This window comes from Streptomyces gobiensis (genome assembly GCF_021216675.1).
In the GTDB taxonomy this organism is placed as follows: Bacteria; Actinomycetota; Actinomycetes; order Streptomycetales; family Streptomycetaceae; genus Streptomyces; species Streptomyces gobiensis.
The window spans coordinates 1,737,212-1,750,326 of sequence record NZ_CP086120.1; the positions used below are offsets into that span (position 1 = coordinate 1,737,212).

13 protein-coding genes are annotated in these 13,115 nt (G+C 70.3%); 3 read left to right on the forward strand and 10 right to left on the reverse strand.

Annotation, left to right across the window (positions count from 1 at the left end):
• Positions 1-181: 181 nt before the first annotated feature.
• The 3 genes from test1122_RS08040 to test1122_RS08050 form a co-directional block, all read right to left on the reverse strand.
• Positions 182-703, reverse strand: coding sequence for a hypothetical protein (locus test1122_RS08040; RefSeq protein ID WP_232268478.1), 522 nt, complete (start codon positions 701-703; stop codon positions 182-184).
• Positions 704-1,247: 544 nt separating this feature from the next.
• Entirely contained in the window at positions 1,248-1,403 is a 156-nt protein-coding gene (locus tag test1122_RS08045) for a hypothetical protein (protein WP_232268479.1), read from the reverse strand.
• 189 nt (positions 1,404-1,592) lie between these two features.
• The gene (locus tag test1122_RS08050; RefSeq protein WP_232268480.1) at positions 1,593-1,940 is read right to left on the reverse strand and encodes a hypothetical protein; all 348 of its coding nucleotides are present in this window, start codon (positions 1,938-1,940) and stop codon (positions 1,593-1,595) included.
• Positions 1,941-1,951: 11 nt separating this feature from the next.
• Here test1122_RS08050 and test1122_RS08055 point away from each other — a divergent pair, with 11 nt between their 5' ends.
• On the forward strand, positions 1,952-2,248 hold the full coding sequence (locus test1122_RS08055; RefSeq protein ID WP_277879805.1) for a Scr1 family TA system antitoxin-like transcriptional regulator: 297 nt from the start codon (positions 1,952-1,954) through the stop codon (positions 2,246-2,248).
• Positions 2,245-2,460 (forward strand): DUF397 domain-containing protein, encoded by a 216-nt coding sequence (locus test1122_RS08060; RefSeq protein ID WP_232268482.1) that lies wholly within the window; start codon positions 2,245-2,247, stop codon positions 2,458-2,460. The genes test1122_RS08055 and test1122_RS08060 overlap by 4 nt, the downstream gene beginning before the upstream one ends.
• A 77-nt stretch (positions 2,461-2,537) precedes the next feature.
• On the opposite strand, the gene test1122_RS08065 is transcribed toward test1122_RS08060, so the two are convergent.
• From test1122_RS08065 to test1122_RS08095, 7 genes are all read right to left on the reverse strand, one after another.
• Positions 2,538-4,853, reverse strand: coding sequence for a xanthine dehydrogenase family protein molybdopterin-binding subunit (locus test1122_RS08065; RefSeq protein ID WP_422396945.1), 2,316 nt, complete (start codon positions 4,851-4,853; stop codon positions 2,538-2,540).
• A complete protein-coding gene (locus test1122_RS08070; protein WP_232268483.1) occupies positions 4,850-6,130 on the reverse strand; it encodes a (2Fe-2S)-binding protein in 1,281 nt (426 codons plus the stop codon). The genes test1122_RS08065 and test1122_RS08070 overlap by 4 nt, the downstream gene beginning before the upstream one ends.
• Positions 6,127-7,056, reverse strand: a complete 930-nt coding sequence (locus test1122_RS08075) for an FAD binding domain-containing protein (protein WP_232268484.1) — start codon at positions 7,054-7,056, stop codon at positions 6,127-6,129. The genes test1122_RS08070 and test1122_RS08075 overlap by 4 nt, the downstream gene beginning before the upstream one ends.
• A gap of 501 nt (positions 7,057-7,557) precedes the next feature.
• Complete coding sequence (locus test1122_RS08080) at positions 7,558-9,195, reverse strand: beta-N-acetylhexosaminidase (RefSeq protein ID WP_232268485.1); 1,638 nt, start codon at positions 9,193-9,195, stop codon at positions 7,558-7,560.
• 76 nt (positions 9,196-9,271) lie between these two features.
• A complete protein-coding gene (locus test1122_RS08085) occupies positions 9,272-10,453 on the reverse strand; it encodes a tetratricopeptide repeat protein (protein WP_232268486.1) in 1,182 nt (393 codons plus the stop codon).
• A gap of 142 nt (positions 10,454-10,595) precedes the next feature.
• The gene (locus test1122_RS08090) at positions 10,596-10,892 is read right to left on the reverse strand and encodes a DUF3039 domain-containing protein (RefSeq protein ID WP_232268487.1); all 297 of its coding nucleotides are present in this window, start codon (positions 10,890-10,892) and stop codon (positions 10,596-10,598) included.
• A gap of 72 nt (positions 10,893-10,964) precedes the next feature.
• On the reverse strand, positions 10,965-11,525 hold the full coding sequence (locus test1122_RS08095; RefSeq protein WP_232268488.1) for a YqgE/AlgH family protein: 561 nt from the start codon (positions 11,523-11,525) through the stop codon (positions 10,965-10,967).
• A gap of 179 nt (positions 11,526-11,704) precedes the next feature.
• Here test1122_RS08095 and murA point away from each other — a divergent pair, with 179 nt between their 5' ends.
• The gene (gene murA / locus test1122_RS08100) at positions 11,705-13,030 is read left to right on the forward strand and encodes a UDP-N-acetylglucosamine 1-carboxyvinyltransferase (RefSeq protein ID WP_232268489.1); all 1,326 of its coding nucleotides are present in this window, start codon (positions 11,705-11,707) and stop codon (positions 13,028-13,030) included.
• The last annotated feature ends 85 nt before the right edge of the window (positions 13,031-13,115 follow it).

The window sequence follows — 13,115 nt, forward strand, 5'->3', positions numbered from 1 at the left end:
TTAGGCTCTTCTGCCGGAGCGATTGTGGCAGCAGGCGGACTTGAGCTGTCTTGCCGTGCATCGTCGCCCTGCTCGGAGCTAGTGCAGGAGACCGTGAGGAGTACGCAGAGCAAAAGAGTGGCGCCCCACGCTGTCTTCGTACGTGGGGCGCTGGCGGATATGACCATCACAAGGGGACCTTCTACCGGTTGCAGGTGTAGGCGCCGGTCACTCGGTCAATGAGCGCAGCGCTGGAGGACTTGGAGTTCTTCATGATTGCGGTCACAGTGGAGCAGCCGACGTATCTGTAGTCTCCGGAGATCCGCACGGGTCCGGCGTACCGGCTGAAGTTTCCCTCATCGGTCGGGCACGTCGCGCCTGCCCGGTTCGGGCACAGCTTGAGTTTCATGTACTTGCTTGAGCCAGTGTTGTTGTCGAAAAGCGCGCAGACGTAGATCGTGCTAGCGGTGCTTTTGCTGTAAAGAAACAGTGTGCCCAGACGGCGGTTTGGCTCGGGAAGACGGTCAGCGGTGCTGAGCTGGTAACCGGACCCGCACAGGTTCGCGGTCGCCCGCAGCGCTTCCGGCTCGGCTGCGGCAATGGCACGAGTCTTCGCGTCGGCCTGGCTGAAGATAAGGGCGTCAGGGACCGATGGCGTGGGTGCCGCCGCCTGGGCTGGTGTCATCGCCAGGATCATCAAGATGGCGGCGGCTGTCGTGCTCAAAGTGGTGCGAATCGCGTATCTGTGGGCACGCAAAAGAGATCCCCCTCTTTGGACGTTCGTGTCGGTGCTTGGGCCAGTACACCCGGGAGGGAACATTTGCACGATGCAGGTTCTTGGGGGAACCGATCTTGACTGGTCTGTCCTAAAGACGATGGGTGGAGGGGAGTGAACCAATCCCACCGTTTGTATAGTTATGGACGTAACGAACGTGGGGTAGAACCGTTCCTTACGAGCTAGACGCAGTCCCGCACAACATCCGGGACCGGTAGACCACTGCGCTTCGGCCATCACGCGGATGACTGAAATCTTCCCCCGGTTACCTGTGTCCCAGGCAACAAACCGGCCCCTTCCGGCGCCGGTTCGCGCAACACGGAACGGCCGTTGTCCGCACCTGGCGGAAGTTAGAGTTGCCGGGTCGACTGTGCGACTGCCGAGCGATTACCGGCCGGACAGGAAAACCAGAGGTGCTGTTCTTCCGCTGTAGATGACCTTTCGGCAGGCCTTGCAGATCTTTGTGTTTCCGCGCTTCTCAAGGTCGCGGTGTTCACACGGCATGGGAGGACATGGGCACGTCGCTGAACTGGGTGAGAGCGGCGAGCAGTTCTCGGTCCTGGCGCTGTTGCTCGCGTTCGTGCGCGAGGATGTACGGGCGGATCATCGCGGACGCGTCGCCGTCCAGCGGCATGCTGTGCTTGGGCACGCGCGGTGGGTACGGCGGAGGTGGCGGTACTGCTGGCGCGGGCATGGCCGCGCAGACCGCGTGGGGGGCGTGAGAACGCCGTCGGGGGAATACCCGTTTCACGAACTGGGCGATACGGTAACGCATGGTTGGCCTCACTTCCTTTTGGTTGACCCGGCCCCGGGGGTGTTGCAGCACCCGCCGGGGCGCCTACTGCGTAACGCTGGACTTCGGGCGTGCCGTCAGGGCCGCGTGCACTTCCTGGACCTGCGCGATCCGGAGGTCACCCGGGCTGCCGCGCCACTCTCGGCCGTCGGCCAGGGACCGCAGCCGTACGCTGTGTCCGCTGCGGCCCATGACCTCACCGACGCACCGCATTCCGTCGCTCCACATGGCAACGCCGAGTTGGGGAGCGCCGTTCATGCACCCCTGGGTGAGGGTGCTGGCGATCACGCGGACCGCCGCTCGGTCCAGGGGCTGGAAGACGACGACCGGAGTCCCCTCTTCCGTCTCCTGAAGCTGTGCGATGTGCCGGGAGACGCCGATGAGTTCGAGCACATCCCCCAGGTATGTGCACGCAGCTTCATGAGGTGCTGGAGACGGTCAAACACCCGCGCGTTACGGTGCAAGTACTGCCATTCGGACAGGGGCCACACCCCATTCTGGGAGGGGGGCTGACCCTGATGACCCTGAAGGATGGCGGGACGATTGCCCTCATCGAGAGCTTCGCGACCGGTGAGCCAGTAGAGTCGCCGGGGCGGATCCTCGGGCTGACGCAACTCTTTGATATCGCCCGGTCCATGGCCCTGCCAGAGGACAAGTCTCTCGATCTGATCCGACGCTACCTGAGAGAATATGAGACATGAACGCGATTCCTGACGCTTCAATACTCACCGCTTGGCGCAAGTCGAGTTACAGCGATAACGGGCAGAACGGATGTGTCGAGGTCGTTGACGATGTCCCCGGTGCTGTCCCTGTCCGGGACAGCAAGCGGCCTCACGGACCGGCGCTCGTCTTCCCGCCGTCGGCCTGGTCCTCGTTCGTGGGCGGCGTCAAGGGCGGAGAGCTCTCCGCCTGAGTTCATCCACCACCCAGTCGCAATTCGGCACAGTGGGAGGGGAGGGATGATCGGGGAACCCCATCACGGGCACCCCGCTACGGCGTGGTCACCGCCGCCTGGGGGCGGATCGGGAGCCGGTTCACCGGGCGGCCCGTGGCCGCGCGGACCGCGGAGGCGATCGCTGCCGGGGAAACCACTACCGGAACCGCGCTGACCGACTTGGCGCCGAACGGGGCCACCACATCCCGTTCCTCGATGAGCTTGACGATCCGGATGGCGGGAGCGTCCAGCGCCGTCGGCAAGGCGTAGGCGGTGAAGTCGGGATGCCGGACCACCCCCCGGGCCACCCGGAGATGCTCGGTGAGGGCCGCGCCCAGGCCCTGGGTGAGGCCCGCCTCGATACGGCCCCGGACCTGCTCGGGGTTGAGCACCCGGCCCACGTCCTGGGCGATGGCCAGCTCAACGACGCGGATCGAGCCCAGCTCGATGTCTACGTCCACCACGGCCCGTACGGCCGCGAAGGCCAGGCTGACGAAAGCGTCGCCCTGGCCGGTGTCGTCCAGCGGCTCGGTGGGATGCGGACGGCACTGCGCGGTAGCCCACAGCTCCTTGCCCTCCAGCGCCTCGACGACGGTCGTCGACAGCACCCCGTCATAGGAGGTGATCTTGCCGTCGGCGATGGACAGCAGCTCGGTGGACATCCCGAACTTCGCCGCCAGCGGCTGAAGCAGCTGGGTGCGGACCATTTTCGCGGCCCGCTCGACCGCTCCGCCCGAGACCCAGGTGTGACGGCCGCGGGCGCCGGGACCGGCCGGGGGCTGGTCGGTGTCGACGGAGGCGACATACACCTCGTCGACGCCGAGGACCTCCTGGACGATCTGCCGGGCGAGCGTGGCGAAGCCCTGGCCCGTCTCCACGGCGGCGCACATCACCGTCGCCACCGGGCCGTTGACCTTGACCGTGGCCGTGGACACCTCGTCGGTGCCCTCCGCACCCAGCATGTGCACCATGCCCAGCGCGTGGCCCACGCCGCGCCGTACGGCACTCGGCTCGCCCGCGCCCTCGGGGCCACCGGGCAGCAGCCAGTCCGCAGCGGGGCTGTCCTTGGGGAGCGCGGGCAGCGGCGCCTCCCGTACGGCCCGCAGCAGCTCACCGACCGGGGCCGGGCAGGTGACGGTCTGGCCGGTGGGCAGCAGATCGCCGGTGGCCATGACATTGCGGGCACGCAACTCGGCCGGGTCAAGCCCCAGCTGGGCGGCGAGCTTGTCCATCTGGCCCTCGTACGCGGCGCAGACCTGCATCGCGCCCTCGCCCCGGACATGTCCGGAGGGCGGATTGTTCGTACGGACCGCCCAGCCGTCGATCACCGCGTGCGGCACCACATACGGGCCCGCGGCGAAGGAGACCGCGGCGGCCAGCACCTCGGCGGAGGTGTCGGCGTAGGCGCCCGCGTCCAGCAGGATCTGCGCCTCGACCTTGAGCAGCTTGCCTCCGCTGTCGGCATGGTGGCGGTAGCGCAGCAGGGTGGGGTGGCGGTGGGCGTGGCCGAGGAAGGACTCCTCACGGCTGACGGCGAGCTTGACCGGGCAGCCGGTCTTCATCGCGAGCAGCCCGAGCGGGAGCTGGATGCTGAGATCCTCGCGGTCGCCCATGGCGCCGGGGACTCCGGTGACCACGACCTTGACCTGTTCGGGGCGCAGTCCGAAGCAGGCGGCGGCCAGATCGCGGTCGGTATGCGGGTCGGTGGAGGCGGTGTAGATCTCCACCCCGCCGTCCGGCCGGGGCACGGCCAGCCCGGCCTCGGCACCGATGGGCGCGGGGTCCTGGCGGCCGATGCGGTAGAGCCCTTCGACGACGACCTCGCCGGTGACCTCCGGGTCGCCGTAGCGGAGCGGGATATGGCGGACCAGATTGCCGTCGGGGTGGATCGGGTCCGCCTCGAAGGCCTTCTCCGGGTCGGTGACCGGCTCCAGCACCTCGTACTCGACGGCGATCGCGGCGACCGCCAGCCGGGCGGTGTCAGGGTGGTCAGCGGCGACGGCGGCGATGGGCTCGCCATAGTGGCGTACGACGTCGCGGGCGAAGGCGGGCCGGTCGGCGACGGTACGGCCGTGGGTGGCGTCGCCGGGAACGTCCTCATGGGTGACCACGGACCGTACGCCGGGCATCGCGGCGGCCTGCTCCGTGTCGATGGCGGTGATCCGGGCGTGGGGGTGCGGGGCCCGTAGCACGGCGGCCCACAGCAGGCCCTCGGCCCAGAGGTCGGCGGCGTAGGGAAAGGTCCCCTGCGACTTGGCGAGCGCGTCGGCGGGCCGCAGCGAGGTGCCCAGCCCATGCGGCTCCGCGCTCACGGCAGGCGGCAGCGGGGTGCCACCTGCGGGGGTCGCTGTCACAGCGTCGCCAGACGTCACTGCGCGCCTCCCTCATCGCTGGGCCCGGCCTGATGCGGAATCCGGGCTTCGCCGGGCTGACTCCCGGTCGCTGCGTTTCCGGCCGGCTCGGCTGCCCTGGCCGTCTCCGCGGCCGCGCGCTCGGCCTGGGCGGCACGCCCGGCGACGACCTCGCGGACCGCTTCGAGCACGCCACGGTAGCCGGAGCAGCGGCAGAGGTTGCCGCTGAGTGCCTGGCGGGCTTCCAGCTCGGTCGGAGCGTGGTTGCCCGCCAGCAGGTCGTGCACGGTCATCGCCATGCCGGGCACACAGAAGCCGCACTGCACCCCGGCCCGTTCGGCGAGCGCCCGCTGGACATCGGAGGGCGCGCCGTTCTCGGCCAGCCCTTCGACGGTACGGATCTCGGAACCGGCGGTGGTCGCGGCGGGCACCAGGCAGGAGGCGACGAGTCTGCCGTCCACCTGCACCGAGCAGGCGCCGCACTCGCCCTGGGAGCAGCCGTCCTTGGCTCCGGCGAGGCCAAGCCGCTCGCGCAGCACGTAGAGCAGCGATTCACCGATCCAGGCCTCGGTGACGGGCCGGTCGGCGCCGTTGACGCGCAGCACGTAGGAGGTGTGCGGGTGCTCGCTGTCCGGGGCGAGGGCGTCGGGAGCGGCTTCCGCCTCGGGCTCTGTCTCCGGCTCCGGCTCCGGGCCAAGCCCGGGTTCGGGCTCGGGTTCGGGCTCGGGTGCGGGTTCGGGCTCCGGCTCGGATGCTACGGGCTCGGGTGCGGCAGGCTCCTGCTGCGCCCACGGCGTCGGGGCCGGGCCGGAAACCGGGGTCGCCTGGAGCCGGTACTCACCGGAGTCGTCCGGGGCGCCCGCTTCGGCGGCCGGAATGGTCCACTGGCCGGTCTGCGCCGGGCTCTCCCAGCGGGCACCCGCCGTCGGCTGCGTACGGGCCTCCTGCGAGCCCGCCAGCGCGGCGGCCGCACCCTGGCCCATGGCGGCCGCCGACGGCGTCGCGCCGGGGTCAGGGGCCGGGACCGCGGATGGCTGCTCCGGCTCGGCGGCGGCCGCTGCCTCCGGCCCGGTGAAGGGCAGCGTCCAGTGTCCGGTGGCCGCCGGGTCCGTGCTGGCGGCCGGGGTCATCGGGGGGACGACCGGCGGGGTCCAGCCCTGCCCGGTGCCGGGCGCGGCGAGGGGGTCGGGCTGCGGGTCGGTGCTGGGGAGTTGTATGAACGCGGTGGCCTCCGCGTCGTATTCACCGCCCCAGCCGCCCTGGGGTACCGGCGTCGTCGGCTGCTGGTCATTGCTCATGCGAGCGCCCTCCCGAGTCCGCGGCGGGCCAGTGCCGCCACAGTACGCCGCAACTGCAGCGCGGCGGGCGGCAGAACGGGGGCCTCGCCCCCGTCCTCCGGGGGCGGAGCGTCGGGGATACAGGCCATCGCGACATACTCCCCAAAAGCGGTCAGCGCCTCCGGGGCGAGCGCGCTGGCGCCTTTCTCCATGACGACCGACCAGTCGATCAGGGAAGCCACCCAGCACTCGGCCTCCAGTGGCCGCAGCGGCATGGGGGCGACAGCGCCGATCGCGCAGCGCACACCGCGCCGCGCCGGATCGAGGACGACAGCGGCCGAGGCCAGGGCACGGCCCGGGCCGGTACGCCCGGTGGCCTTGAGGAAGGTCTGCGGGGCGTGCAGCAGCGGCACGCGGATGCGGCCGACGAGCTCACCGGGCTGGAGCATCTCCATCCCGGTGAGGAGGTGGCTGACCGCGATCTCCCGCTGGGCGCCCGCCGGTCCGGCGATCAGCAGGGTCGCTTCCAGCGCGGCCAGCACGGGCAGCGTGTCACCGGTGGGTGCGGCGCTGACGATATTGCCGCCGAGTGTCCCGGCGTTACGGATCTGCGGCGGGCCCGCGGACCGGGCAGCGGCGGCCAGGGCCGGGAAGAGGGCGGCGAAGTCGGGGCGGCCCATCCGGGCGTGGGTCAGACCGGCGCCGAGCACTCCGTGCCCGTCCTGGTACTCCCAGCCGCGGATATCGCCGATGCGGCCCAGACCAACCAGCGCGGCGGGGCGCAACTGCCCGGAGTTCACGGCGGCCATCAGATCGGTGCCGCCCGCGACCGGCACGGCGGTGGGCATGGCGGTGAGCGCCGCCACCGCTTCCTCAAGCGTGGTCGGCAGGGTGACGGACCGCGCCACCCCTGGGCCATGCGGCGCATGCGGTGCGTGCGTGCTCAATCCTGCTGCCCCTTCCCCGGTTGTCCCGGCTGCCCAGGCGTACGGTACGCGCTCAGAGCCCGGACGTGTGGCCTCACCCCGCAAGGCAACCCACCACCCGCATCGACCACGGCGAACGTGTCCGCCCCGAAGCGGGTCCTGCGGGTCCCTGGACCCACCCCGCAAGGCAACCCACCGCCCACGACAACCACGACGAATGCGTCCGCCCCAAAGCGGGTCCCTGGTCCCACCCCGCAAGGCAACACACCGCCCACAACAACCACGACGAATGCGTCCGCCCCGAAGCGGGTCCCTGGTAACTCTGGCACATCTCCTCGCGCGGCCGATGCGAGGGTCCGCGAAGGGTGGTTACCTCCCTGGCCTGGCCGGTAATCCACTTTCGCGCCAAGTCCGCGGAATACACCGATTGCCGCTCCCGGGGGGACTTGGGCGGCTTTGAGCACGAGGCCATGCCTCACGGTCTCAGGGTCGGCGGGCGCGGACGCCGACCTTGGGAACGTCTCACACGATCGGGGGCGACCCGTCGATCGGGCGTCCGAGCACCCCAGGGCGACGCTGCCAGGGGTACGGTCCGGACGGCGGCCGGTACGCCACACCGAGCGCGTCGAGGCGGGCGTAGTGCGCTCGTTCCATCCGCCGCTCGAAGTCCGGCCAGTCCCGGCGGTCCGCCGCGCTCCAGGCCACCTCGGCGAAGGCGGACAGCCTGGGGAACGTCTGGTAGTCCACCCGCTGCTGAGTCTCCGTGACCTCGGTCCAGATATTGGCCTGCGCGCCGATCACATGCTTCGCCCGCTCGGTCCCCGCGAGTTGCGGTGGCACCGGCTCGAAGTGGTAGACGTCGCGCAGGGTCCGTACGTAGCCGATCGGCACCGGCTCCTCCGTGCCGTCCGCCTGCCGGTGGTCGAGGTAGACCTGCTGCTCGGGGCAGACCACGACATCATGTCCCGCCTCGGCGGCCGCGATCCCACCCGCGTACCCCCGCCACGAGGACACGGCGGCGCCCGGCGCCAGGCCGCCCTCCAGGATCTCGTCCCAGCCGATGAGCCGCCGTCCGCGCTGGGCGAGCCAGGTGTCGAAGTGCCGGATGAACCAGGACTGGAGCTCGTCCTCGCCCCTGAGCCCCTGCTCCTTGATCCGCGCCTGCGCGGCGGGCGACCGCCGCCACTGCTCCTTGGGGCACTCATCGCCGCCGATATGCACGAACTGACCGGGGAAGAGCTCCAGCACCTCCTGCAACACCCCTTCATAGAACCGCAGCGTGCCGTCCGTGGGCGCCAGCACATTGGGGTTGATCCCCCAGTCCGTCCACACGCCGAGCGCCGCCGTATCGACCGCATCGGCGTTACCCAGCTCCGGATAGGCCGCGATGGCGGCCTGGGAGTGCCCTGGGACATCGATCTCCGGGACAACGGTGATGTGCCGCTCGGCGGCATAGGCGACGATCTCCCGGATGTCGTCCTGGGTGTAGTAGCCACCGTGCGGCCGCTCGTCCCAGATCTGAGACTTCCCGTGTCCCACCCGGGTCCGGTCCCGCCAGGCACCAACCTCTGTCAGCTTCGGATACCGCTTGATCTCAATACGCCATCCCTGATCGTCGGTCAGATGAAGATGCAGCACATTGAGCTTGTGCGCGGCGAGCAGGTCGATGTAGCGCAGGACCCCGTCCTTGGGCATGAAGTGCCGCGCGACATCCAGCATGAACCCGCGCCAGGTGAACCGCGGGCTGTCCTCGACGGTGACGCACGGCACCGCCCACTCCGCCTGGTTCCTGCTCAGCGGCGCCCGTCGGTACGCGTCCGGGCCGAGCAGCTGCCGGAACGTCTGCGCGCCCCAGAAGACCCCCGCAGCGCTGCCCCCGTCGATGACGGTCTGGTAGCCGTCGACAACGAGCCGATATCCCTCCGGTCCCCATCTCTCCGCGATCTCGGGACTGATCCGCAGCCAGATGCCGCTGCCACTGCGGCCTGCCGGGAACGGGAGTCCGGTGGCGGCGCCAACGGTGGCCCGCAGCCAGCGTGCGACGCCCTCCGTCGCTGGCTCCGCCGCCAGCATCGTTCTCTGGTCGAGTACGTACCGCCCGTCCCGGGGCGGCACCTCCCGCAGCTGCCGGGGGGCGGGTACCAGATCCGTATCGGCCATCACAGCTCCTGTTCGCTACGGGTGCGCTACCGCGCGGGGCACGGGCCATGGGCACCCCAGGGCGCGGGCCCCGGGGTTACTCCCCGGCTCGGCGGCGTTGTTCGCGACCGTAGAGCCGGACGTTGATCAGCAGGCCTCCGATGAACCAGCCCAGATGCGCCAGGAACAGCGCGTCCCACCACAGCCCCCTGGGGACCCCCGCCAGCGACAGCCCGACCGCGCCACCGGACAGCAGCAGGATCGCGATCAGGTGCCCCTCGGTCAGCGGGCTGCGCAGCGCCACATGGCGCAGAAAGACCTCCCCGTACCACCAGCGCACCAGCGCGGCCAGCCCGCACAACGCCGCCGCCGCGCCCACCGCGGCCAGGACGGCCGCGCCCAGCGGCCAGGGCTCGCCGTCCGCGGCGGCCGCGGTGAGGAAGCCGGTGGCGGCGAACGGCACCGTGGGCAGCAGGGCGACCGCGGCCAGCAGCGCGTGCCGCTCCCGCCCCGGATCGGTGACCAGCTCCGCCCGGGAGGCGGCGCGGGCGGCCTGGACGCGGTTGCCGGGCCCCGCCCCCGTACGCCGGGCCGCGAGCACCCACAGGCCGCCGAGAGCCAGCACCAGGGCACCGAGCAGCCCGGCCGCCAGCCGCCAGTCGATGGCGAGCAGCGTCTGGAGGACCGCGAAGGTCACCAGCCCGGGCAGCCAGCGCAGCCGCCGCCACCAGGGCAGCCGGGCACCGGCGGTATCGGTGATGTCCGCGCCGAGCTCCTTGGCGTTGGCCAGCGCCTGATCCCGCTCCTCGGTGCGGCCCCTGGGCCGCAGCGTCAGCGACCGGGCCAGCGCCAGATGTGTATCCGCCTCATGCGGTGCGAGGGCCACCGCACGGCGGGCCGCTGTGACGCTCTCGGCGATCCGGTCCAGCTCCCGGTAGGCGTCCGCGAGCAGCACCCGGGGCCGCCAGTCGTCCGGGGCGACGGCCGTGGCCTGCTGGGCGATGGACACGGCGCGGTGCTCATCCCCCAGCGCCAGCAGCACCTGCCCGGCCAGGCAGAGCACATCCACCGGCTCGCCCTCCCGCCGCAGCAGCGCCCAGTCCACCGCCTCCCGGCTCTGCGCCGACTTTCCCTGCAACGCGAAGACATAGGCCCGCAGCAGATAGCCGAGGCTTCCGGCGTCCATCACCCATGCGTCATCGAGCAGCGCGTGCGCCTCGGCGAACCGTCCCGTCTCACAGAGCTCCTGCGTTCTGCGGATCCGGTCCTCGTCGTACATCGCACCCCCTGTAGCCCCAGCGGCCCCTTGTAGCCCCAGCAGCCCGTCCCGGCAAGCGAACGACCCCCGGAGGGCGCGGTGAGCGCACCTCGGGGGCCGTCGAAAGCCCTGCGGGACAGCGTATCGGCGGCCGTCGCGGAGGCTACTTCTTGCCGCCGTCCTTGCCGTCCTTACCGCCCTTGTCCCCGCCGGAACCCATGGACTCGTAAATCTCCTTGCACATGGGGCAGACCGGATACTTCTTGGGGTCGCGCCCCGGGACCCAGACCTTGCCGCAGAGTGCGACGACGGGGGTGCCGTCCATCGCGCTCGCCATGATCTTGTCCTTCTGGACATAGTGGGCGTAGCGCTCATGGTCGCCATCGCCGTGTGACACCTGCGGGGTCGGCTCGACCAGGGTGCCGGTACCCGCCCCGCGCTCGGGCTCAAGAGTGCTCATACGACCCAAGGGTACCCATGCCCGTTCGTGATGTCCGAGACCGCGCTGGGCTCAGTCTGCCCGGAGTTTTGGTCAGTTGAGCGAGGGGTCGTCCGGATATGTCGCCACCATGGCCAGCTCACTGCGCTGACGGCGCAGTACGGACCGCCACAGCCGCTCAGGGTCCGGTGAGGAAACATCGCCGGGCTCCGATTCCACGACATACCAGGCACCCTCCGACAACTCGTCCTCCAGCTGTCCCGGACCCCAGCCCGCGTAGCCCGCGAAGATCCGCAGGGAGCCCAGCTCGGCGGCGAGCACTTCGGGCGGCGCCTCCAGATCCACCAGGCCGATCGCGCCGTGGACCCGGCGCCAGCCGAGTGGGCCCTCGGAGCCGGGGATGACCGCGACACCGAGCGCCGCGTCCAGGGAGACCGGCCCGCCCTGGAAGATCACGCCCGGGTCCCCGGCCAGCTCGGCCCAGGGCTCCAGGATGTCGCCGACGTCGACCGGCGTCGGCCGGTTGAGGACCACGCCGAGCGAGCCCTCCTCGTCATGGTCGAGGAGCAGCACCACCGCGCGGTCGAAGTTCGGATCCGCCAGCGCCGGAGTCGCGACGAGCAGCCGTCCGGCGAGCGAGGACACCTCGGTCATGCCCCAATGATCCCGCACCTTTCGTGCTCGCGGGGAGTCAATCCGCATACCCGTTTCGTCACATCCCGCCGTCGTGGATACGCGGAGAGTGCTGCTACTGACGCGGGCCTACGGAACCACCACGCGCGGCCATTACCATTCCATTTGTTCCCTGGCCGTATGTAGAGATCGCGAGTTCCATGACCGGCACCGAAGATGTACTGCTCGTCCACGGCGGCACCCCGCTCGAGGGCGAGATCCGGGTCCGCGGCGCGAAGAACCTCGTGCCCAAGGCCATGGTCGCGGCGCTGCTCGGCAGCGAACCCAGCCGACTGCGCAACGTTCCCGACATCCGGGATGTGCGGGTGGTCCGCGGTCTGCTGCAACTGCACGGCGTCACCGTGCGGGGCGGTGAGGAGCCCGCTGAGCTGGTGCTCGACCCGTCGCATGTGGAGAGCGCGAATGTCGCGGACATTGACGCGCACGCGGGCTCGTCCCGGATTCCGATTCTCTTCTGCGGCCCGCTGCTGCACCGTCTCGGGCACGCCTTTATCCCGGGTCTGGGCGGCTGTGACATCGGCGGCCGTCCGGTCGATTTCCACTTCGATGTGCTGCGGAAATTCGGCGCGACGATCGAGAAGCGGGCGGACGGTCAGTATCTGGAGGCTCCGCAGCGGCTGCGCGGCTGCAAGATCCGGCTGCCGTATCCCTCGGTTGGATCAACCGAGCAGGTGCTGTTGACCGCTGTTCTGGCGGAAGGTGTGACGGAGCTCTCCAACGCGGCCGTGGAGCCGGAGATCGAGGACCTCATCTGCGTACTGCAGAAGATGGGCGCGATCATCTCCATGGACACCGACCGGACCATCCGGGTCACGGGTGTTGACAAGCTCGGCGGCTACAACCACCGTGCGCTGCCGGACCGGCTGGAGGCGGCCTCCTGGGCGAGCGCCGCGCTGGCGACCGGCGGCAGCGTCTATGTACGCGGCGCCAGCCAGCGGGAGATGATGACCTTCCTCAACACGTACCGGAAGGTCGGCGGTTCCTTCGAGGTCGACGACCACGGCATCCGCTTCTGGCATCCGGGCGGGCCACTCAAGGCGATCGCGCTGGAGACCGATGTCCACCCCGGCTTCCAGACCGACTGGCAGCAGCCGCTGGTGGTCGCCCTCACCCAGGCCTCAGGCCTGTCCATCGTCCATGAGACGGTCTACGAGTCCCGGCTCGGCTTCACCGAGGCACTGAACCAGATGGGCGCCCACATACAGGTCTACCGCGAGTGCCTGGGCGGCACGCCCTGCCGCTTTGGCCAGCGCAACTTCCTGCACTCCGCGGTGGTTTCCGGACCGACCAAGCTACAGGGCTCCGATCTGGTCATCCCGGACCTCCGGGGCGGATTCTCGTATCTGATCGCCGCGTTGGCGGCCCAGGGTACGTCCCGGGTGCACGGCATCGACCTCATCAACCGGGGCTACGAGAACTTCATGAAAAAGCTCCCCGCCCTGGGCGCCAAGGTCGAGCTTCCCTGAAACAACCGGGGGCCCTGCCTGGGCCCCCGGTTGTCCCGGCTCCGGCTCGGGCCACTCCTCAAGGCTCGGTACTCAGGGCTCGGTG

What these genes read in the sequence shown, in the direction of transcription:
- test1122_RS08060 (WP_232268482.1), top strand. Translation starts at nt 2,245, where the DNA reads ATGAACGCGATTCCTGACGCTTCAATACTCACCGCTTGGCGCAAGTCG.
- test1122_RS08055 (WP_277879805.1), top strand. Translation starts at nt 1,952, where the DNA reads ATGTGCACGCAGCTTCATGAGGTGCTGGAGACGGTCAAACACCCGCGC.
- test1122_RS08085 (WP_232268486.1), bottom strand. Translation starts at nt 10,453, where the DNA reads ATGTACGACGAGGACCGGATCCGCAGAACGCAGGAGCTCTGTGAGACG.
- murA (WP_232268489.1), top strand. Translation starts at nt 11,705, where the DNA reads ATGACCGGCACCGAAGATGTACTGCTCGTCCACGGCGGCACCCCGCTC.
- test1122_RS08090 (WP_232268487.1), bottom strand. Translation starts at nt 10,892, where the DNA reads ATGAGCACTCTTGAGCCCGAGCGCGGGGCGGGTACCGGCACCCTGGTC.
- test1122_RS08080 (WP_232268485.1), bottom strand. Translation starts at nt 9,195, where the DNA reads ATGGCCGATACGGATCTGGTACCCGCCCCCCGGCAGCTGCGGGAGGTG.
- test1122_RS08070 (WP_232268483.1), bottom strand. Translation starts at nt 6,130, where the DNA reads ATGAGCAATGACCAGCAGCCGACGACGCCGGTACCCCAGGGCGGCTGG.
- test1122_RS08095 (WP_232268488.1), bottom strand. Translation starts at nt 11,525, where the DNA reads ATGACCGAGGTGTCCTCGCTCGCCGGACGGCTGCTCGTCGCGACTCCG.